The following is a 21,103-nucleotide window of genomic DNA, read 5'->3' on the forward strand; positions in this document are numbered from 1 at the left end:
GTGATGAGCGAATTGAGTGTGAACCACTTGCTGGGAATAAAATACCTTAATGAAAAGGATATTAAGCTCATTTTTGAAACGGCGGACCATTTTAAGGAAGTCATCAATCGATCTATTAAAAAGGTGCCTACCTTACGAGATGTTACCATAGCCAACATCTTTTTTGAAAACAGCACACGAACCAAGCTCTCTTTTGAACTAGCCGAAAAAAGGCTATCTGCCGATGTAGTGAATTTTTCCGCATCACAATCCTCGGTTAAGAAAGGAGAAACGCTCATAGATACCGTAAACAACATTTTGTCCATGAAAGTGGATATGGTTGTTATGCGGCACCCCAATCCTGGAGCTGGAATTTTTCTTGCAAGGCATGTGAATGCCTCCATAGTGAATGCTGGGGATGGAGCCCATGAACACCCGACTCAGGCTTTATTGGATTCGTATTCAATTCGTGAAAAACTGGGGGATGTTGGAGGTAAAAATGTGGTCATCGTGGGGGATATATTGCATTCCCGAGTGGCCTTGTCCAATATTTTTGCCCTTAAGTTGCAAGGGGCGCAGGTAAAAGTTTGTGGTCCTAGAACCTTAATCCCAAAGCACATAGAATCATTGGGAGTAACAGTTGAAACAGATTTGAGAAAAGCATTGGAATGGTGTGATGTGGCCAATATGCTCCGCGTGCAGCGTGAAAGAATGGATATCAGCTATTTCCCATCTACAAGGGAATATACCCAGCAATTTGGATTGAACAAACAACTGTTGAACAGTTTGGACAAATCAATTGTGGTCATGCACCCCGGACCCATAAATCGGGGAGTGGAAATCACAAGTGATGTTGCGGATTCCAACCAATCCATTATTCTTGAACAGGTGGAGAATGGGGTTGCAATTCGCATGGCAGTACTCTATTTATTGGCATCAAAAATTAAGTAAAATGATTTTCGACAAAGAAGGAACAACCACGATTGTTTTCCAGGAAAAAACTTCCTTAGCGACCTTCTTGGAAAATTTAAAAAGAGCATATCCCAAATTAAAACACGATAATATTATTGTAAATCTTTTTTCGTTCAGTAAGCTCACCGCTAACGATATGCTTGAATTTTTAGATATTTCCAATACCCATAAGGCTTCAAAGAAATCATTCGTATTGGTAACCGACAGGGTTTCCTATGATGAAGTGCCGGATGAAATGAGTGTGGCGCCTACACTGCAGGAAGCCAGGGACCTTATCGAAATGGAGGAAATAGAACGCGATTTGGATTTATGAGATTAACAATTTTAGGTTGTTACTCGGCAACTCCAAGAACGTTTACAAACCCGACCTCACAAGTACTCGAAGTAAAGAACCATCTTTTTCTAATCGATTGCGGAGAGGGAACGCAAGTGCAGCTTAGAAAGTGCAAAATCAGATTCTCCAGAATCAAACATATTTTCATATCCCATTTGCACGGCGATCATTTTTTTGGGTTACCGGGATTGATTTCCACGTTCAGGTTGCTCGGTAGGGAAACGGAACTTCATATATATGGCCCCAAGGGCATCAAGGAAGCGATTACCATATTGTTGAAGTTGGGCGATTCATGGACCAATTACCCTTTAGTCTTTCATGAACTCAGTTCCCAAAGTTCCGAACTATTGTTTGAAGATGACAAAGTAATTGTGCACACTATTCCACTAGATCACCGGGTGTATACCAATGGCTTCGTGTTCAAAGAAAAGCCATTGCCCCGCACTTTGAATGTTGAGGCTACCAGAAAATATGGGATAGATAAGAGTCAATTTATCAAAATAAAAAGTGGGAAAGATGGCATGAGTAAGGATGGTAACGTGATTGCCAATCAAAAACTAACTTTTGATCCTCCAAAACCAAAGAGCTACGCTTTCTGTAGTGACACAGCATATAATGAATCCATAGTGCCCCTAATTAAAAATGTGGATGTACTTTACCACGAGTCTACCTTTTTGGAGACCGAAGCAAGGCTTTGCGCCAAAACCAAACATTCAACTTCAAAACAGGCAGGAACCATAGCCAAATTGGCTGGTGCAGGTCAATTGATTCTGGGGCACTATTCCACGCGTTACAAATCCATAGAACTATTTAAGGAAGAAGCCCAAAAGGAATTTCCCAAAGTTGTATTGGCCGAAGACGGCAAAACTTTTGAGATATAATAAAAAAAGTAAAAACACGGCCCTAGGCCTTTTCCATTTCCTATCTTTTGTTGAAATTTGATGGTAAACGAGATTGATATCCATGCAAAATGACCTGAGCAATTATAGAAAGGCTTACAAAAGGAGTTCTTTGACGGAGAACACTGTTGATGCGAACCCAATGCAGCAATTTCAAAAATGGTTTTTTGAAGTCGAGGCCACCGATGGCCTTGAAGAACCCAATGCGATGACCATCAGTACTATTGGTTTGGACGGTTTTCCCAAAAGCAGGGTGGTCCTAATGAAAAAATATACCTATGAAGGATTTATTTTCTACTCCAATTACACGAGTGAAAAAGGCAAGGCCATTGAAAAAAATCCATCGGTATGTCTTTCCTTTTTTTGGCCCAATTTAGAACGCCAGGTCATAATCAAGGGAACTGCGGAAAAAATACCCGAAAACCTCTCGGATGGTTACTTTGAATCCAGACCAGATGGCAGTAAATTAGGTGCTATCGTCTCCAATCAAAGTGAGGTGGTCGACTCTAGAGAATATTTGGAAGAAGAATTGGCCGCGTTGGAAAAAAAATATGAAGGCAAGGAAATTAAGAGACCTCCCTATTGGGGAGGCTATCTGGTGCGCCCTGTTTCCATAGAGTTCTGGCAGGGGCGTCCCAACAGGCTGCACGACCGCATTAGATATACGCTTCAGGAAGATTTGGACTGGAAAATGGAACGATTGGCACCTTAAACGCAATTCAACATGAAACATTTGATTTTAATGCGGCATGGTAAATCCTCTTGGGACTACGATGTTTCGGACAAAGACAGACCGCTTAAAGAAAGAGGTATAAACGATACCCATTTGGTGGCCAAAAAGTTTGGAACCGCTCCCAGGACAATTGATCATGCATATTCCAGCCCCGCCAATAGGGCCTTGCATACCAGTATGATTTTTCTAAGAAACCAAGGATTTAGTTTGGAACAGTTTAAGGTAAACGAGGCACTATATGATTTTTCAGGACATAGTGTGGAGCAGTTCGTAAATCGACTGGACAACACCTTGGGCACAGTCGCCATTTTTGGCCATAACTATGCCTTTACATCACTTGCAAATGCATGGGGAGATAAGTATATTGAGAATGTTCCAACCGCTGGTTTGGTCCATATTGCGTTTAGAGAAAATAATTGGGCACAAATCTCAAGGGGAACCACTGAACAAATCATATTTCCAAAACACTTAAAGCATTAAATGGTCAAGGTTAAAAACGAATACATCAACAGAGAGATAAGCTGGTTGCATTTCAATGCAAGGGTGCTTCAAGAAAGTGCTGATAAAAATGTACCCTTGATTGACCGCCTGAGATTTTTGGGGATTTTCAGTAATAATTTAGATGAGTTTTTCAAGGTGCGGTATGCAACTGTTAAACGCATTGTAGATGCAGGAAAAACAGGTAAGAGTGTTTTGGGAGGTGAAAAAGCTAAAGATTTGCTGGAAGAAATCACAAAAATTGTGATTGCCCAGCAGGCTAGAAGTTTAGAAATACTAAGAAGTATTGAAAAAGAGCTAAAAGAGGAAAACATTTTCATTATCACCGAACAAGAAGTCAATGGAAAACAAGCTGAATTCATTAGGGACTACTACTTCAAAAAGGTGAACCAAGAGTTGATGACCATTATCTTGAACGATCTCACTGAATTTCCATTGCTTAAGGATACAGCTGCCTATTTGGCCGTAAAAATGGTAATGAAAAAAGATAATTTCAACAACAATGGACCGAATAGATACGCATTAATTGAAATTCCGAAGGGTATAGACCGTTTTGTGGTGCTTCCGAAAGAAGGGGATAAAAACTACATAATTATACTGGATGATTTGATTCGATTTTGTTTGGACAGCGTGTTCACCATGTTTGAATATGATTCCATTTCGGCCCACATGATCAAGATTACACGTGATGCAGAACTTGATATAGATAACGATCTTACAAAAAGCTTCATCGAAAAAATATCGTCGAGCGTAGAAAGTCGTAAAATAAGTGATCCCGTTCGTTTCGTCTATGATAAAAGCATTGATAAGGATACACTTCAGTTCTTAAAAGAAAAAATGAACATTGAGGACACGGATAGCGTGATTCCTGGTGGCAGATATCATAATAGAAGGGACTACATGGGTTTTCCTAGTTTGGGACGGCAAGACTTGATGTACGACAAAATTGAACCCCTACCGGTAAAGGGCTTCAGCATGCAGGGAAGTCTTTTGGACCTGATTGCGGAAAAAGATTATATGATTTATACCCCCTATCAATCCTTCAGCTATGTCACCAAATTTTTAAGAGAGGCGGCCTTAGACCCAAAAGTGCGCACCATCAAAATTACTGTTTACCGGTTGGCCGATGACAGTCAAGTGGCGTCTGCGCTGATCAATGCAGCTAAAAATGGAAAACAGGTCACCGTACAAATTGAACTACAGGCTCGGTTCGACGAGACAGCCAATATTGAATACGCCAACCAGTTGCAGGAAGAGGGGGTCAATTTAATTTTCGGAGTACCAGGACTCAAGGTACATAGCAAAATATGTATGATTGAAAGGGAAGAAGGCGAAATCATTAAAAGGTATGGCTTTGTAAGTACAGGAAATTTTAATGAATCCACAGCGAAGATTTATACGGATTACACACTGTTCACTGCCCATGAAGGCATTTTGAAGGACATGAGCAAGGTTTTTGGTTTCTTTGAGACCAATTATAAAATTTACAAGTATAAACACCTTATAGTTTCCCCACACTACACCAAATTCACCTTTATTAAGCTTATTGATGACGAAATAGCCAATGCCCAGGCAGGCAAGGAAGCTTATATCAAGGTTAAGATGAATAGTTTTACCTCATATAAAATGGTGGACAAGTTGTACGAGGCGAGCAGGGCGGGAGTCAAGATTCAGCTGATTATCCGCGGTATCTGCTGTTTGGTTCCAGGAGTTCAGGGAATGAGCGAAAATATTGAAGCCATCAGTGTCGTGGACAAATTCTTGGAGCACCCAAGGGTATTTATCTTTGGTAACGAAGGAAACCCCAAAGTGTTCATTTCATCAGCCGACTGGATGACTCGAAATCTCGATTTCAGAGTGGAGGTGGGCTGTCCAATCTATGACCCGGATATCAAAGAGGAGCTTTTGGATACTTTTGAGATTTCTTGGAGTGATAATGTTAAGGCCCGAGTTTTTTCTGATAAACAGGACAATGCCTATCGAAAACGTAAGGAAGGAAATTCCGAGATAAGATCTCAATTTGCCCTTTACGAGTACTACCAGAAAAAGTTGGAATCTTAAAAGCCGGTATCATGGTCATTCGCAAATTTGCAGCGATAGATATTGGTTCCAACGCAGTCAGGTTGCTCATCAATAATGTGATCGAACATGAGGATAAACCAACCGTGTTCAAGAAAAGTGAGTTGGTGCGTGTGCCGGTGCGTTTAGGAGAGGATTCGTTTTTACGGGCTGAGATTTCCGAAAATAGCCTTGCACGACTGATCAAGACCATGCAATCTTTTGATTTATTGATGCAGGTTTACGGTGTTGAAAAATATATGGCCTGTGCAACATCTGCACTTAGGGAAGCCAAAAATGGTAATGAGGTAGTGGACAAGGTGGAAAAGGCTTCGGGAATCAAGATTGAGATTATTGATGGCAAAAGGGAAGCCGAGATCATCGCCTCGACAGATTTAAAGGATGTTATTAAAAATGATAGGTGCTATTTGTATGTGGATGTAGGAGGGGGAAGCACTGAGTTCACTTTTTTCGAAAATGGTAAACCCCAAATTTCAAAATCGTTTAAGATAGGTACGGTAAGAATCCTAAACGACTTAGTTGAAGATTCTGTTTGGGATCAAGTCAAGGAGTGGATAATTCGTCATGTTAACCCAGAAAGTAAGATAGAAATAATCGGTTCTGGTGGAAACATCAACAAGCTGCATAAAATGTCTGGAAGAAAAGTGGGCCAGCCCTTATCCTATATCTGGTTGAACGCCCAATATCATTTTTTGAATAGTATGGACTATGAAGACCGTATTTCAGAATTGGGCTTAAACCAGGACCGGGCGGATGTCATTATTCCGGCCTCTAAAATATTTTTGAATGCGGCCAGGTGGAGCAAGGCCAAAAAAATCCATGTTCCAAAGATTGGTTTGGCAGATGGAATGATAAAAACTTTATACTACAAGAACTAACCGTGCATGGTTTCCTTTTTGCCCAAATTTTTCATTAGTTCAGCTTCATATTCCAGAAGGGCTTCCCATTTTTTGTCGACTTCTTCACGATTACCATATTTACGGGCGAATTTTAAGAACATGGTGTAATGATTCGCTTCGCTGACCATTAAATTCCTATAGAATTCTGAAAGTTCCTCGTCATTTATTTCTTCAGAAAGTAAGCGAAACCGTTCACAGCTTCTGGCTTCAATCAGAGCTGCATATAATAGTTTGTGGACCAAATGGGTTTCCCTGCTGCCTCCTTTGGGAAAGAATTTCATCAGTTCGATAACATATTCATCTTTGCGTTCCCGCCCTAAAACCCAGCCACGTTTCAATATTTTGTCATGAACCATGTTAAAGTGACCCATTTCTTCTCGTGCCAAGGCTGTCATTTCCTTTACCAATTCAGATTTTTCAGGAAAACCAATAATCAATGAAATAGCGGTACTTGCCGCTTTTTGTTCGCAATAAGCATGATCCGTTAGTATTTCTTGAATATTTTTTTCAACAATGTTCACCCATCTTGGGTCAGTTGGTAATTTTAAGCCTAACATGTAAAGTTGCGTTGTAAATAGTTATAAAACAAAGATACAAGGATTACCAATGAAGCCTAAAAATCGAGGTCAAACTCTTTTCTCAATAACTCTATTGCGGGATTCTTCTCTTTTAGTTTTTGGTATTTTTCTGCTGGAGTGAATGCAAATTTTTTAGCTGTTTCTTCATTAACGGTAATCTGAAGTGCAATGGAATAGTTGTTAAGTTTTTGCCTGAGATAATCCAAAATCAGGTTTTGTTCTTGTTCCACCTCTTTTTTCATGGTACCATTTGGGAGTTCAATCCATATAGTATGGTTGCCTTTTAGCTTGGGAATGTCCGTCAGCAAGTTACTGGACAGTATTTTTCTTCCTTTTTTACTGAGTTTTTGCGCAAAATCATTCCAATGCTGTTGCATGGCCTCTTCGGTAAAAGGATCTTTTGGGAGTTGTTCTTGGGAAACACTTGGAGCCTTAACATTCTCGTGGGCCTTTTTTGCCTGTATACTGGACAGCGATAAACCTGAAACCCGTTTTGATGGATTTTTTAGTTCAATTTTTCTTTTGGGCTGATAGTTGGAGGCAGGTTCTTGTAAAACCACTTCTTCTTGAGTTTCTCTGGAAACAGGTTCGACTTCAGAAGTTATCTCTTGCGCCTCGATTTTTTCTTCGACAAGGGGTTCCTGAAGCTTGTTTTGGTCGGCAGAGCTTGCTACTTCTTTGAAGTGAGAGGCAGGGATTAGGAAATCATGCTTTTTTTTTTCACCAATAAAGGCGAGGGAGGCTAATTTCATAAGGGTCAGCTCGACCAAGAGCCGTTGGTTTTTACTGGTTTTGTATTTTTGGTCACACTCATTGGCTAAATCCAGTGCTTTCAGCAAAAAACTGCTATCTACTTTTTTTGCTTGCTCCTTATATTGGAGTTTAACATCTTCGCTAACCTCCAATAAAATGATGGTATCAGGATGTTGACAAACCATTAAATCCCTAAAATGGGAGGCAAGCCCAGAAATAAAATGATGCCCATCGTACCCTAAGGAAAGGGTTTTGTTAAAGAGCAACAACAGCTCTGGTATGTTGTTCTCCAGAATCAATGCCGTAGTTGCAAAGTAAGTATCGTAATCAAGTACATTCAGATTTTCCGTAACCGCCTTTCTGCTCAGGCGTTTCCCTGAAAAACTTACCACACGGTCAAAAATGGACAGCGCGTCTCGCATGGCACCGTCGGCTTTTTGGGCAATGATGTGGAGTGCTCCTTCTTCAGCTTCTACTCCTTGCTGCTCAGCAATATATTTTAAATATTCTGTTGCATCCTTGACGGTGATGCGCTTAAAGTCGAAAATTTGGCATCGTGAAAGTATGGTGGGAATAATTTTATGTTTTTCGGTGGTGGCCAAAATGAAAATGGCGTGCTTGGGTGGTTCCTCCAAGGTCTTCAAAAAAGCATTAAAAGCTGACTGGGAAAGCATGTGCACCTCATCGATTATATACACTTTATACTTTCCAACTTGTGGAGGGATGCGTACTTGGTCAATCAAGTTTCGGATATCATCCACCGAATTATTGGAGGCGGCATCCAGTTCAAAAATGTTGAAGGCAAAATCTTCATCCTCTCTTTCAGTACCGTCCTGGTTTATTTGTTTGGCCAAAATTCTTGCACAAGTCGTCTTGCCCACTCCCCTTGGACCACAAAACAGCAAGGCTTGTGCCAAATGATTGTTCTCGATGGCATTGAGCAGCGTATTCGTAATAGCCTCCTGTCCCACAACATCTTTAAAAGTTTGTGGGCGATATTTTCGGGCAGATACTATGAAAGGTTCCAAAGTGTGGAAATTTCTGGTTAGTACAAATATAAAAATAGCAATAAGCAAACGTACTTTTGCCAACCGCTGTAACTTATTTTTTATTAACAATTGCCGTATCTTTGTATACAGCAGGCCACCTTATCGCTGCAACATAGGTTGGAGAGGAAAGTCTGGACACCATAGTGCGGCATAGCGGGTAACACCCGTCCACCGAAAGGTGAGGACCAGTGCAACAGAAAGCAAGTACAGTTCGGCTGTAGTGAAATCGGCAAACTCTATGCGGTGAAACGCCATGTAAACCAGCACTTGAGGGCTGCACGCTCGAGTTGGAGGGTAGGCGGATTGAGCTTTTGGGCAACCAGAAGCCTAGATAAATGATAGGGATATACAGAATCCGGCTTATGGCCTGCTTTTATTTTCAAAGAAACTGAAAACACTACCCCCGTATTTCCGTGCTTCCATGAATTGTTTATTTGCCGATAAATCCTTTTGTTCTTCATGTTCCAATATTAAAACTCCTCCATCTTCCAAAAGCTTTCTTTCCAGAACTGAATCTACGATTTGGGTAAGCTGATCTACATCAAAATTATAAGGGGGGTCGGCAAAGATAATATCAAATCTTTCTTGGGTACGATTCAGATATTTGAAAACATCCGATTTGATTGCAGTAATGGCAATATCCAATTCTTTGGCCGTTTTGGCGATATATTGGATACAGCCAGCAAAACTGTCGACAGCAATGATTTCTTCCACTCCCCTTGAAGCGAACTCAAAACTGATGTTACCAGTTCCTGCAAATAGGTCCAATACTTTAAGTCCGTCCCAGTAAAATCTGTTATTGAGAATATTGAACAACCCTTCTTTGGCCATGTCGGTGGTGGGCCGTACCGGCAGTTTTTTGGGGGCAATAAGCCTTTTTCCCTTAAATTTTCCAGAAATTATCCGCATCAAAGGGAACTTAATACGGTGAAATCGATGGTTTGGTCTTCCATTGCATCAAAAGGAAAGGCAGGATTGCTTGGAACAAAAACCGATACGTTTTTGATGTAATCGCGGCATAACTCATAAATGGCATCCCCCTCATTTATAGATCCGAACAATTTTAATTGTAATTTTTCCAAATCCAACTGTAATTGCTCCAATCCAAAGAGCAGAAAGTATAGCACGTCTTCTTTGGTACTATATTCAAACTGATTGTATAAAAGGAGCTTCTTATTCGCAATGACAACCATTTCCATTTCTTTATCGGAGACTTGTACATAGCAAATGGGCTCCGAATCAGCTCTACTTTGATTTAGTAGCATAGAAATTAAAACGGTTCCATTGTGTTTAAACTCGAATTCTCCAAAAAGATCAAAAAGGTAGTTGTTGATATTGGTAAAGGGAACATAAACGTTCACCATGTCATGGTTGGGAATTTCGTCATATGTGATTTGGTCATTGGCCATGATTTTCGCATTGAACTTTAGATAGTTTGGCAGCTCCTCTTTATGAAAAAGGGGTTGGGGCACCAAGCTGAAAAGTTTGTTTTTATGGATAACAATGACTTCAGAAAAATCTTTTAGTGCATCCTTATGCTCGTTTAGCACTGCCTTTAATTCTTTGAGCACCAGGTAGGGGGTGGAGGTCAGCTTAAAGTTGATCTTTTCGTGTACCAGTATTTTGTTGGAAATAGTGTCCAGAACACAAAAAGAAAGTCCATTCAAACCAACTTGAATGGACAGTTTCTTAAAAATGTTTTCAGTACTTTCTGAATCTATATTAGTTGTTTTTTCTATCATAGATAGGCGGCCAGTTACCATTGGTGCTTACGTCGGTAAGCGAACCTACTTTTATTTCGGTCCCATTTACTTCTTCAACACTTTGGTGTGCATTTTCGCGTGCTCTCAAATCCTCTGGCTGGTCGTACAGCACAACGTCTTTTTTGACTTTGGCTTCAAAAACCGGTGCTTTATACCCACTCTTATCAATGATGTCCGCTTTCATTTCAAACTTTTCATTGTTTTGGGCATAGGGAACATTCATCATGGATTTGTACCTTTCACTGTCCTTGAAAAGAGAATCCCTGATTTGGATAAAGCCCAAAGTGTCTACCACAATGGTGTCCTTTTGTAGTTCTATTTGATATACTTTATCAAAACGCATAAAAGAAGAATCACGTTGCTGGGTAATAGTAAAGCTGGCTGTATCAATAAATTGAACCAAGCTGTTAAAATCGTTGGCATACTTTCCGTTTACCACCTTGTAAGCTTCTTGGGAATCCCTGATGTCCTTTAATTTGGCAATAACTTGGGAAAACCTTTCTTGTCTTACCTTATTGAACTCAATAGGAGCATTGACGGATTGATATATTTTGTAGCCCAAGAAAATACTTAATAGTCCAAAAACGAGTACGAGTACAGGTTTAACTTTTTGGGGCAAGAATTTGTCAATAACAAACACGAGTCCTATAGTCACCAGGAATATAAGTACGACGATAAGAATTAAGTTTAACATAATTGGTTTTGTCTTTCTGAGTTAATTTAGCGGTTACAGACAAATCTACAATTTTTTTTTTATCACGAAACTTTTTGCTTTAAAAAACCACACTATCTTTAGCCCAAATGGACTACCCCACAACAACAGGTTTTTTACAGACTTTAACCGAGAAGTTTCCCCATATTCCGACCAAAAAACAGCACTTGGCCCTTGAGCGACTTTCCCAATTTATTTTGGAGGGCGGCAGGAACGAAATATTCTTATTGAAAGGTTTTGCTGGAACGGGAAAAACCACCATCGTGGCCACCATTGTCAACAATCTTTGGAGAGTTAAAAAAAAGGCGGTTCTTATGGCTCCGACGGGCAGAGCCGCCAAGGTAATGTCTGTATATGCTGGTGACAAGGCATTTACGATTCATAAAAAGATTTATTTCCCCAAAAAACAAGCAGGAGGCAATGTACAGTTTGTATTGGCCCCGAACAAACATAAAACCACGTTGTTCATTGTGGATGAGGCTTCCATGATTCCGGATACTCCGGCTGACTCCAAACTCTTTGAAAACGGCTCCCTTTTGGACGACCTTATGTACTATGTGCATTCAGGTCACAATTGCAAATTGGTTTTGATTGGAGATACCGCCCAATTACCACCGGTGAAACTGGAACTGAGTCCGGCCCTCGAAGAAAAACGACTTTCCCTGAACTATGACAAGGAGGTAAAAAGTATTGAGTTGGATGAGGTAATGCGGCAAACAGAGGATTCAGGGATTCTATATAACGCCACCAACCTTAGAGAGCAAATGCAATCTCAGTTTTTTGATGCATTTCAGTTTGAATTGGGACATTTTAACGACATTGTCCGATTGATTGATGGAAATGAAATTCAAGAAGCTATAGACTCTTCTTATTCACAAAAGGGAAAAGAGGAAACAGCCATTATTGTTCGATCTAACAAACGTGCCAACCTATATAATAAAAACATTCGCGAGCGCATCCTTTTTTTGGATAGTGAAATAGCCGTCGGCGACTACATGATGGTGGTCAAAAACAATTACTTTTGGCTCAGACCCAATTCAGAGGCCGGATTTATTGCCAATGGAGACATCATTGAAATATTGGAACTTTTCGCCATAAAGGAATTGTATGGCTTCTCCTTTGCCGAGGTAAGGGTGAAGATGGTGGACTATCCCAATCAAAAACCGTTTGAAACTGTGCTGCTTCTGGATACCATCAATGCAGAAACTCCCTCACTTTCCTATGAAGAGGGCAATAGGTTATATCAAGAGGTGATGCAGGACTATGCCCATGAAAAATCAAAGTACAAAAAGTTTTTAGGGGTAAAGAACAACCGATACTTCAACGCACTTCAGGTAAAATTCTCTTATGCCATCACTTGCCATAAATCGCAAGGGGGGCAATGGGATACGGTGTTTGTAGAACAGCCCTACCTGCCCAATGGAGTGGACAAAGAGTATTTAAGATGGCTTTATACAGCCGTAACAAGGGCTCAACGACAATTATACCTGATAGGATTTAAAGATGATTTTTTTCTTGGCTAGGAATGCCCTAATTTAGTCAAGACCATGAACATGTCTCCAGACACCATTATAAGTATATTTTTAGGAATCGGTTTGGCCGCTTCTGTGGGTTTCAGAGTGTTTTTACCCTTGTTTGCCCTGAGTTTGTCAGCCTATTTTGGGGTTTGGGAGTTGAATGATAACTGGCAATGGATAGGTAGCCTTACCGCACTTGTTGTCTTCGGGGTGGCCACTTTGGTCGAGATCTTTGCCTATTTCATTCCATGGGTCGACAACGTGCTGGACTCCATGGCCGTGCCCTTGGCCGCAATAGCAGGTACTGCCGTAATGGTATCCACAGTGGTCAATCTGGATCCCGTGGTCACATGGTCTTTGGCCATAATAGCAGGCGGCGGAACTGCCACAGCCATTAAGGGAGCAAATGCAGTCGGAAGATTGACCTCCTCAACCACAACGGGCGGTATAGCAAATCCAATTGTGGCCACCATCGAAACAGGAGCGGCGGTTGCCGTGTCCACGGCATCGATTTTGGTTCCCCCTATAGCTGCCATATTGGTCATTATAATATTGATATTTATCTTTAGAATATACCGTAAATTGCGGCCCAAAAAATAAACCTTCAACTTGATTTTGCAGCAGTGAGAGTAATTTCAATGATTCCAGCTAGGTACCAAGCCTCAAGATTTCCGGCGAAATTGATGCAAGATCTATGCGGAAAACCGGTTATTGTGCGCACCTACGAAGCAGCTGTTCAAACAGGGTTGTTTGATGCAGTATACGTGGTTACGGATAGCGAAATCATTGCAGAAGCGATTACCGAAGTTGGTGGACAAGTCATCATGAGCAAAAAACGGCATGAAAGTGGCAGCGATAGAATTGCTGAAGCTATAGTTGACATGGATGTGGATATTGTAATCAATGTTCAAGGAGATGAACCCCTTATTGATAGGGAGAGTTTGGCAAAGACCATAAAAGTCTTTAAAAATGATGAAAAAAAAGAAATAGACCTAGCCTCCTTGATGACCCCCATATCCGACTGGGAGGAAATTTCTAATCCCAATACCGTCAAAGTGGTTGTGGACAATCAAAATTTTGCGCTCTATTTTTCGAGATCGCCCATTCCTTATCCCAGAGATGAAGAAGTGGAAGTCACCTACTACAAACACAAAGGAGTTTACGCTTTTAGGAAAAGGGCCTTGTTAGATTTTCAACAATTGCCCATGTTGTCGTTGGAAGCCAAAGAAAAAATAGAAGCCATTCGGTTTTTGGAATATGGCAAGAAAATAAAAATGGTGGAAACCCATGTTTCAGGTGTAGAAATTGATACTCCTGAGGACTTGGAACGCGCAAGAAGAGCATGGAGGTAGATTTTAAAAACATAAAGGTCATAGGATTTGATGCTGACGACACTCTTTGGGTGAATGAAACTTATTTTCGGGAAACAGAAGAACGTTTTGCCGAACTGTTGGAAGACTATGAGACCAAAAACAAAATAGACCAAGAACTCTTTAAGATAGAGATGAAGAACTTGGAAACCTATGGTTATGGCATCAAAGGATTTATGTTATCGATGATTGAATCGGCTTTGGACCTGTCCAACAATCAGGTTTCCCAAGAGACCATTTCCAAGATTTTGGGATTGGGCAAAAAAATGATATCGCATCCAGTTGAACTTCTAGATGGGGTGGAGGAGGTCTTGTCTAAATTAGAAGGAAAATATAGATTAATAGTGCTCACAAAAGGCGATTTATTGGATCAAGAACGAAAATTGGAGAAATCTGGACTTTCAAAATACTTTCACCATGTGGAGGTATTGAGTGACAAAAAAGAAAGTAATTATCAAAATTTACTGGACCATTTGAACATTGATGTACAAGAGTTTTTGATGATAGGAAATTCCCTAAAGTCTGATGTATTGCCTATATTGAACATTGGGGCCAAGGCAGTACATGTTCCGTTTCATACGACATGGGCGCATGAAATGGTATCGGAAGACGAGTTGGTGAATAATCACTTGAAATTGAGCCGCCTTAAAGATATTTTGAAATATTTGGATAACTGATGAAGACGGAAAACAAATTGAAGAAAAAAGATACAATACCAAATAAGAAGACAGCCTACCGTAACTTTCCTATGGTGCCCAGGGTTGTTTTTGGAGCAGGCTGTTTTTCTCAATTAGGGGAAATACTGTTGCCCATGCGCAAAAATTCAGATGCTCCTTTCATTTTTCTTATTGATGATTTTTTTGAGAACAAGGACTTTACCTCTCGAATTCCAGTGATGTTCAACGATGAAATTGTCTTTGTTTCGGCTGAGGAAGAACCTAAAACCGAACAAGTGGATGCCCTGGTTTCCCACATTAATGGAAAGTACGACGAGAAACCATCCGGCATTATTGGAATCGGTGGCGGCACATTGTTGGATTTGGCCAAAGCGGTGGCCATTCTTTTGAACAACAAGGGATTGGCCAAAGATTATCAAGGTTGGGACCTGGTCAGTCGACCTTCTCTTTATCATGTGGGTATTCCCACCATTAGCGGAACAGGAGCCGAAGTATCCCGAACAACGGTACTTTTAGGGCCAGACAAAAAGTTGGGAATCAATTCAGATTATACCACGTACGATCAGGTAATTCTTGATCCCGATTTAACCAAAACCGTTCCTAAAGACCAATGGTTCTACACGGGAATGGATTGCTTCATCCACTGTGTGGAATCCTTGGAAGGCACCTATTTGAACGCCTTTAGCCAGAGCTACGGGGAAAAAGCACTAGAATTGTGCAAAGAAGTTTTTTTGGATGATGTATCCGAAGAGGAATCCAGAGATAAACTGATGATGGCCTCTTGGCACGGGGGAATGAGCATCGCTTATTCCCAAGTTGGGGTTGCGCATGCCATGAGCTATGGTCTTTCCTATCTGTTGGGTATAAAGCATGGCATTGGCAATTGTTTGGTTTTTCAACATTTGCAGGATTTTTATCCCAGAGGTGTTGAACTTTTCAAACAAATGCTTCAAAAACACCAAATACAATTGCCGCAAGGAGTTTGTGCCAATTTGACCCAAGATGATTTTGACACATTAATCAATGTTGCCCTGGGCATGGAAGCGTTATGGGAAAATGCCCTCGGACCAGATTGGAAAACAATAATGACCCCACAACGCCTGCAAGCCTTGTACGAAAAAATTTAGTGGTCATGGGCTACTTTTTGATTTAGACTACATTCCATTTGATGTATGCACAGACTATCCAAATTTATTTACTACAAGATACTTGGATGGAAAATGCAAGGCACTTTTCCCGAAGTGGATAAATGTGTGGTCATTGTAATTCCCCATACACATTGGTTGGATTTCTTTTTGGGTCTTGTGGTGCGCAAGGTAATCAACAAAGAAATCAACTATATCGGAAAAAAGAGTCTTTTTAAACCGCCTTTCGGGTGGTTTTTCCGATGGACAGGGGGCGCACCGGTAGATCGTTCAAAAAACTCCAACACGGTGGATAGCATCGTCCAGATTTTTAACGAAAGAGAAGTATTTCGATTTGCGCTGGCCCCGGAAGGAACCCGAAAAAAAGTGGATACCTTAAAAACAGGATTCTATCATATTGCAAAAAAGGCTGAAGTGCCCATTGTGATGGTTGCTTTTGATTTTGGAAAAAAAGAGGTCAAAATTTCTGAACCTTTTCACCCGACCGAAGACATGGAGCAGGATTTTGAAAAAATCCATGCCTTTTACAAAGGGGTAAAGGGCAAAGTTCCGGAATACAGCTTCTAGATTTTTTTCAAAACCTTCGGTTTGGGTTTCTCCACCTTTTTGGTGTTACCAGGAAAAACTATGTTGGTACTTGAATACGAGCTACCAAAAGTGAGTGCAGCGGCATATACTTGTTGAATGGCATCTTCGACCTGCGGCTCTGAGAGTTCTCTGAGCGGATGTGTGTAAACCGACCATATAATCTCATCGCTTAGCGCATATTTCACATCCAAAACCGAATGGAAATTAGCTACTAAGGCATTCAACAATTCCTCTTCTTCCAGTTTTTCACGTTCAACAATGGGACTGATAATTCGCATACGATTGGCCTTCTCATCAAACACACAGATCAACATGGATTTGTTCACTATAAACTGGTATGTGTTCCCTTGTACCCGAACTGTATCCGATTCTCTTTTGACAATTTCGTAGAGTTTTTCTGAGGTCATGTCCTGACTTTGGAGCAAGCCATGTGTTATAAAAAACAGAAAAATCAAGAAATTGGCTCGCATAATGGATGTATTTTAGTGATTGGTCGTAGAGCCATACGATGCTTTACAACTAAAATCAGGTTATTGAAAGGAATTATTCCTTCATGGTATGGTACACGTTCTGCACGTCATCATCTTCTTCAATTTTTTCCAATAGCTTTTCCACATCAGCTATTTCTTCTTCGTTGAGTTCTTTGGTCACTTGTGGAATACGTTCAAAACCTGAGGAAATGATTTCTATTTCACGGGATTCCAATTCCTTTTGTATGGCCCCGAAATTTTCAAATGGCGCATAAATATGTATGCCATCTTCGTCAACAAAAACCTCTTCCGTGCCATAATCGATCATTTCCAATTCCAATTCTTCCGGATCTATCCCTTCGGGATTGATAGTGAAGTTACAGGTATGGTCAAACATAAATTCTACAGACCCCGAGGTGCCCAAGCTTCCATTGCACTTGTTAAAATAACTTCGGATGTTGGCAACCGTTCGGGTGTTGTTGTCAGTCGCTGTTTCAATGAGAATGGCAATTCCGTGGGGAGCATATCCTTCAAAAAGAACTTCTTTATAGTCTCCTTGATTCTTATCTGATGCTCTTTTGATGGCCCTTTCAATATTATCTTTGGGCATGTTCACCGCCTTGGCGTTCTGGATGACCGCGCGTAGTTTGGCATTGGCATCGGGGTCAGGCCCACCTTCCTTCACGGCCATAACAATATCCTTTCCAATTCGGGTGAACGCTTTGGACATGGCTGCCCAGCGTTTCATTTTTCTGGCTTTTCTGAATTCAAATGCTCTTCCCATGTAAAAATTTGCTAGAGAGTACGGGCAAATTTAACAAAAAATGACCCCGTGTCAAGAGTCGCAGATTGGGGTTGGTTCAGGTTCTGATAATGTCTTCAATATGATTGGCCAATTCCAAATCTTTCTGGGTTACGCCGCCTACGTCATGTGTATTGAGTTTTATAGTAAGTTGATTGTAGACATTTTCCCAATTGGGATGATGGTTCATGGCTTCACACTCAAAAGCAATATGCGTCATTGCTGAGAAAGTTTCTTTAAAATCCTTGAATTTGAAGGACTTTACAATCATACCATCCTTCAGGGACCATCCTCTGAGTTTTTCAAGAGCCTTCATTACTTGATTATTATTTAATTTTTCCATAAAACCTTATTTCTTTTAAAGTTAGCCAAATCTTATTGCAAAACTAAACGGGAAGATGATGGTCTATAATCTCTTGATATTTGATACGAAGGTTTTTGGGAAGCTTGTTATGTTTGGGTAATGCAGCCAGATACCGGTCCTCATTGGTAGTGAACACCCGTTTTAAAATGGGGTGGTAGTTTCCCATTTTTCGTATCACTTCTTTAATAAACTCTTCATGTTGGATAAGGTCTTGGCTGCCCAGATGGAAAATTCCAGTTTTGTTCCTGTTGATCAAATAATGGATTTGCTGGGTAAGTCTGTCATCGTTGGTAACGTTGATGATGAGGTTAGGGAAGACTTCAATGGGCTCTTTGTTTTCGAGGTTTTCTTTTATCTCCTTTATTCTCGGCGAAGTGTTCCCAAACACCATGGGCACCCTTAGGATGGCGGTCTTTTCTTTTGGCAACCGCATCATCATGTTTTCAATTTTTATTTTTAAACGGCCGTAAACACTTTCAGAAAGGGTTTTGTCCAATTCATAGGAAGGGTATTTACTATACGCATCAAAAACGTTTGCGGAAGAAATGAAATATAATTTCACCTTATTTTTCATCAAATACTCCATCAGATGTTGATGGGCCTGAATCTGGGCCGAAAAATTCCCACGTAAAGAGGATACGATGACATCCGGTCGGACCCTTTCTAAAATTTTGAAGATGTCATCTTCTTCTAGGTCGTATCTTAAAAACTGCTGGTTTGATGAAAAGGAATGATTGGAACAATAGGTTCCGTAAGTGTCAAAATAGGAGCAAAGTTCCTTATAAATGGCGTTGCCTATAAACCCACTTGCCCCTAGTATCAGAATCTTTTTTTTATCCAAATATTAAAATATTGACAAACCGGTTTCGGTCGTTAGTTTTTCCAAAGCCCACATGCCTAGCTTCGAATTTCCTTTTTCGTTCAGTCCTGGTGCCCATGTCGCAACGCAGAATTTATTTGGCAACAACGCAACAATTCCACCCCCAACTCCACTTTTTCCAGGAAGTCCCACTTCGAAGGCAAATTCCCCTGCCTCATCGTAAAATCCACAGGTAAGCATAATGGCGTTTATACGCTTTACTTGTGACAAGGTGAGATGGGCATTGTTTCTAAGGCACTTGCCCCGGTTCATAAAAATGTAGAAGACCTTTACCAACTGCTCGCAGGACATACTCAATGAACAGGAATGAAAGTAAAAATCCAGTACGGTCTCAACATCGTTTTCAAGGTTTCCGAAGGATTTGATAAGATTGGCTGCAGCGTAATTCCTGAACCCCGTTCTCTTTTCAGATTTAGCTACCTTCTCATCATAGACTATCGTCGAGTCCCCAGCTATGTCCCGAATATATTCCAGAAATGCTGACGTAGGATTTTCAAGCCTAGAAACCAAAATATCACAAACTATTATGGCACCTGCATTTATCAACGGGTTTCGAGGTATGCCGTTCTCCATTTCCAGCAGCGATAAGTGATTGAAAGGGTCGCCCGAAGGCTCTACTCCAACCCGTTCCCACAATTTTTCCCCCACATGGGACATCGCCATGGACAATGCCAATACCTTGGAAATACTTTGTATCGAAAAGTTTTCTTTTGCATCACCGGTACTATGGACATTTTTGGTGCTATCTAAAACCGTCATTCCAAATTTATCTGGGTCTACAGCGGATAGCTCGGGAATATAGTCAGCTACTTTGCCCTTGGCAGTTTGCTTTCTGGCTGCTTTATGGATGTTGTCTAATATGGACTGAAAGTCTTGCATTATTCCTTGTAAAACGGAAGTTTTACTATTATGGCAGCAACTTGGTTCTTTCTAATCTGAATTTGAATTTTGGTATCGGTTGTTGAATATTCAGTGGGAACATACCCCAATCCAACACCTTTGGTAAGTGATGGAGACATGGTGCCTGAAGTAACTTCCCCGATTTCGTTTCCATCTTCATCCAAAATCGCATAGCCTTTTCTTGGAATACCTTTATCCTCAATCTGGAATGCCACTAACTTTCTCTTTGGGCCTTCCTCTTTTTCTTTGGCAAGGGCTTCACTGTTCACAAAATCTTTGGTGAACTTGGTAATCCAACCCAATCCAGCCTCAAAGGGGGATGTGGTGTCATCGATATCGTTACCATAGAGACAATAGCCCATTTCCAAGCGCAACGTATCACGAGCAGCCAGGCCTATGGGTTTTATGCCAAAATCGGCTCCAGCTTCCATAACCTTGTCCCATACTTGCTGAACTTCGAAGTTTTTACAATAGATTTCGAAACCTCCAGAACCTGTGTATCCCGTTGCCGAAATGATGACATGTTCGATTCCTGCAAAATCGGCGACCACAAAATTGTAAAACTTGATAGATGATAGGTCAACGGAAGTAATGGACTGCATGGCTTCAACCGCCTTGGGCCCCTGAATGGCCAACAAGGAAAAATCATCTGAAATGTTGCGCATGGTTGCCCCAATGGTCTCATTATATTTGGAAATATGTTCCCAGTCCTTATCAATATTCGATGCATTTACCACCAATAGATAGGTTTCGTCTTTGACTCGATATACGATAAGGTCGTCCACAATACCACCTGTTTCGTTGGGCAAACAGCTGTACTGTGCCTTTCCGACGGTCAATTTGGAAGCATCATTGGAGGATACTTTTTGAATTAGCTCAAGGGCTTTGGGCCCTTCTATCAAGAATTCACCCATGTGTGAAACATCGAATACTCCAACACTCTTTCGAACGGTTTCATGTTCTACGTTGACCCCTTCATAAGACACGGGCATATCATAGCCTGCGAAAGGAACCATTTTTGCACCCAATGCCTTATGGGTTTCGTGCAATGCGGTCGTTTTCATTCCGATTTATTTATGGAGGCAAATTTATTGAATTCACCCAAGATGAGCTTACCGCCAGAACAATGTTTTGAACAATCT

The 21,103-nt window shown here is 40.9% G+C and carries 23 protein-coding genes, 1 other RNA gene and 1 pseudogene; 14 read left to right on the forward strand and 11 right to left on the reverse strand.

The genetic code is table 11. The features are described from left to right. Positions 1–3 precede the first annotated feature (3 nt). The 7 genes from GTQ34_RS15025 to GTQ34_RS15055 all read left to right on the forward strand — a co-directional run bounded on the left by GTQ34_RS15025 (position 4) and on the right by GTQ34_RS15055 (position 6,372). Positions 4–930 (forward strand): aspartate carbamoyltransferase catalytic subunit, encoded by a 927-nt coding sequence (locus GTQ34_RS15025; protein WP_166524630.1) that lies wholly within the window; start codon positions 4–6, stop codon positions 928–930. A 1-nt stretch (position 931) separates the two neighbouring features. Beyond that, positions 932–1,264 (forward strand): ribonuclease Z, encoded by a 333-nt coding sequence (locus GTQ34_RS15030; RefSeq protein WP_166524631.1) that lies wholly within the window; start codon positions 932–934, stop codon positions 1,262–1,264. After that, entirely contained in the window at positions 1,261–2,166 is a 906-nt protein-coding gene (locus GTQ34_RS15035; RefSeq protein WP_166524632.1) for a ribonuclease Z, read from the forward strand. Before GTQ34_RS15030 ends, GTQ34_RS15035 begins: the two co-directional genes overlap by 4 nt. A gap of 82 nt (positions 2,167–2,248) precedes the next feature. Beyond that, complete coding sequence (gene pdxH, locus GTQ34_RS15040; RefSeq protein ID WP_166524633.1) at positions 2,249–2,896, forward strand: pyridoxamine 5'-phosphate oxidase; 648 nt, start codon at positions 2,249–2,251, stop codon at positions 2,894–2,896. 12 nt (positions 2,897–2,908) lie between these two features. After that, positions 2,909–3,397: a SixA phosphatase family protein gene (locus tag GTQ34_RS15045; RefSeq protein ID WP_166524634.1), complete on the forward strand. Its 489-nt coding sequence runs from the start codon at positions 2,909–2,911 to the stop codon at positions 3,395–3,397. After that, the gene (ppk1, locus tag GTQ34_RS15050; protein WP_166524635.1) at positions 3,398–5,476 is read left to right on the forward strand and encodes a polyphosphate kinase 1; all 2,079 of its coding nucleotides are present in this window, start codon (positions 3,398–3,400) and stop codon (positions 5,474–5,476) included. It begins immediately after the preceding gene. Positions 5,477–5,487: 11 nt separating this feature from the next. Continuing rightward, a complete protein-coding gene (locus GTQ34_RS15055; protein ID WP_166524636.1) occupies positions 5,488–6,372 on the forward strand; it encodes a Ppx/GppA phosphatase family protein in 885 nt (294 codons plus the stop codon). Here GTQ34_RS15055 and GTQ34_RS15060 read toward each other — a convergent pair. Continuing rightward, the gene (locus tag GTQ34_RS15060; RefSeq protein ID WP_166524637.1) at positions 6,369–6,950 is read right to left on the reverse strand and encodes a MiaE family protein; all 582 of its coding nucleotides are present in this window, start codon (positions 6,948–6,950) and stop codon (positions 6,369–6,371) included. The genes GTQ34_RS15055 and GTQ34_RS15060 overlap by 4 nt on opposite strands. Before the next feature lie 56 nt (positions 6,951–7,006). Then, positions 7,007–8,752 carry a DNA polymerase III subunit gamma/tau gene (locus tag GTQ34_RS15065; protein WP_166524638.1) on the reverse strand — a complete coding sequence of 582 codons (1,746 nt, stop codon included), beginning with the start codon at positions 8,750–8,752 and terminating at the stop codon, positions 7,007–7,009. A 107-nt stretch (positions 8,753–8,859) separates the two neighbouring features. Between GTQ34_RS15065 and rnpB the strand changes: the two genes are divergently transcribed. Further along, positions 8,860–9,151, forward strand: an RNA gene (gene rnpB, locus GTQ34_RS15070) — RNase P RNA component class A. Here the strand turns inward: rnpB and rsmD are convergent. From rsmD to GTQ34_RS15085, 3 genes and pseudogenes are all read right to left on the reverse strand, one after another. Further along, positions 9,146–9,682, reverse strand: a pseudogene (gene rsmD, locus GTQ34_RS15075) (16S rRNA (guanine(966)-N(2))-methyltransferase RsmD); the annotation flags it as partial. The gene rnpB and the pseudogene rsmD overlap by 6 nt on opposite strands. Continuing rightward, positions 9,682–10,515, reverse strand: coding sequence for a DUF3822 family protein (locus tag GTQ34_RS15080; RefSeq protein ID WP_235915056.1), 834 nt, complete (start codon positions 10,513–10,515; stop codon positions 9,682–9,684). The pseudogene rsmD and the gene GTQ34_RS15080, both read right to left, overlap by 1 nt. Further along, on the reverse strand, positions 10,496–11,230 hold the full coding sequence (locus GTQ34_RS15085; RefSeq protein WP_235915057.1) for a hypothetical protein: 735 nt from the start codon (positions 11,228–11,230) through the stop codon (positions 10,496–10,498). Before GTQ34_RS15085 ends, GTQ34_RS15080 begins: the two co-directional genes overlap by 20 nt. 107 nt (positions 11,231–11,337) lie before the next feature. Here GTQ34_RS15085 and GTQ34_RS15090 point away from each other — a divergent pair, with 107 nt between their 5' ends. The 6 genes from GTQ34_RS15090 to GTQ34_RS15115 are packed head-to-tail and all read left to right on the forward strand — an operon-like array spanning position 11,338 to position 16,524. Beyond that, positions 11,338–12,771: an ATP-dependent DNA helicase gene (locus tag GTQ34_RS15090; protein WP_166524640.1), complete on the forward strand. Its 1,434-nt coding sequence runs from the start codon at positions 11,338–11,340 to the stop codon at positions 12,769–12,771. Positions 12,772–12,801: 30 nt separating this feature from the next. After that, complete coding sequence (locus GTQ34_RS15095) at positions 12,802–13,365, forward strand: DUF4126 domain-containing protein (protein ID WP_166524667.1); 564 nt, start codon at positions 12,802–12,804, stop codon at positions 13,363–13,365. Between the two features lie 38 nt (positions 13,366–13,403). Then, a complete protein-coding gene (gene kdsB / locus GTQ34_RS15100) occupies positions 13,404–14,117 on the forward strand; it encodes a 3-deoxy-manno-octulosonate cytidylyltransferase (RefSeq protein WP_208103909.1) in 714 nt (237 codons plus the stop codon). Continuing rightward, positions 14,108–14,812, forward strand: a complete 705-nt coding sequence (locus GTQ34_RS15105) for an HAD family hydrolase (RefSeq protein ID WP_166524642.1) — start codon at positions 14,108–14,110, stop codon at positions 14,810–14,812. Before kdsB ends, GTQ34_RS15105 begins: the two co-directional genes overlap by 10 nt. Then, on the forward strand, positions 14,812–15,939 hold the full coding sequence (locus GTQ34_RS15110) for an iron-containing alcohol dehydrogenase family protein (protein ID WP_166524643.1): 1,128 nt from the start codon (positions 14,812–14,814) through the stop codon (positions 15,937–15,939). Before GTQ34_RS15105 ends, GTQ34_RS15110 begins: the two co-directional genes overlap by 1 nt. 45 nt (positions 15,940–15,984) lie before the next feature. Beyond that, positions 15,985–16,524, forward strand: a complete 540-nt coding sequence (locus GTQ34_RS15115) for a lysophospholipid acyltransferase family protein (RefSeq protein WP_166524644.1) — start codon at positions 15,985–15,987, stop codon at positions 16,522–16,524. On the opposite strand, the gene GTQ34_RS15120 is transcribed toward GTQ34_RS15115, so the two are convergent. From GTQ34_RS15120 to gcvT, 6 genes are all read right to left on the reverse strand, one after another. Then, positions 16,521–17,015, reverse strand: a complete 495-nt coding sequence (locus GTQ34_RS15120) for a hypothetical protein (RefSeq protein ID WP_166524645.1) — start codon at positions 17,013–17,015, stop codon at positions 16,521–16,523. The two genes, GTQ34_RS15115 and GTQ34_RS15120, sit on opposite strands and share 4 nt — an antisense overlap. Before the next feature lie 73 nt (positions 17,016–17,088). Then, entirely contained in the window at positions 17,089–17,799 is a 711-nt protein-coding gene (locus GTQ34_RS15125) for a YebC/PmpR family DNA-binding transcriptional regulator (protein WP_166524646.1), read from the reverse strand. Positions 17,800–17,875: 76 nt separating this feature from the next. Next, positions 17,876–18,160 carry a 4a-hydroxytetrahydrobiopterin dehydratase gene (locus GTQ34_RS15130; protein ID WP_166524647.1) on the reverse strand — a complete coding sequence of 95 codons (285 nt, stop codon included), beginning with the start codon at positions 18,158–18,160 and terminating at the stop codon, positions 17,876–17,878. Positions 18,161–18,203: 43 nt separating this feature from the next. Then, positions 18,204–19,022 carry a sugar nucleotide-binding protein gene (locus GTQ34_RS15135; protein WP_166524648.1) on the reverse strand — a complete coding sequence of 273 codons (819 nt, stop codon included), beginning with the start codon at positions 19,020–19,022 and terminating at the stop codon, positions 18,204–18,206. Between the two features lie 3 nt (positions 19,023–19,025). Continuing rightward, on the reverse strand, positions 19,026–19,940 hold the full coding sequence (locus GTQ34_RS15140; protein ID WP_166524649.1) for a glutaminase: 915 nt from the start codon (positions 19,938–19,940) through the stop codon (positions 19,026–19,028). Further along, entirely contained in the window at positions 19,940–21,025 is a 1,086-nt protein-coding gene (gene gcvT, locus GTQ34_RS15145; protein WP_166524650.1) for a glycine cleavage system aminomethyltransferase GcvT, read from the reverse strand. The genes GTQ34_RS15140 and gcvT overlap by 1 nt, the downstream gene beginning before the upstream one ends. Between the last annotated feature and the right edge of the window lie 78 nt (positions 21,026–21,103).

Origin of the sequence: Flagellimonas ochracea, from assembly GCF_009903685.1 — a bacterium.
In the GTDB taxonomy this organism is placed as follows: domain Bacteria; phylum Bacteroidota; class Bacteroidia; order Flavobacteriales; family Flavobacteriaceae; genus Flagellimonas; species Flagellimonas ochracea.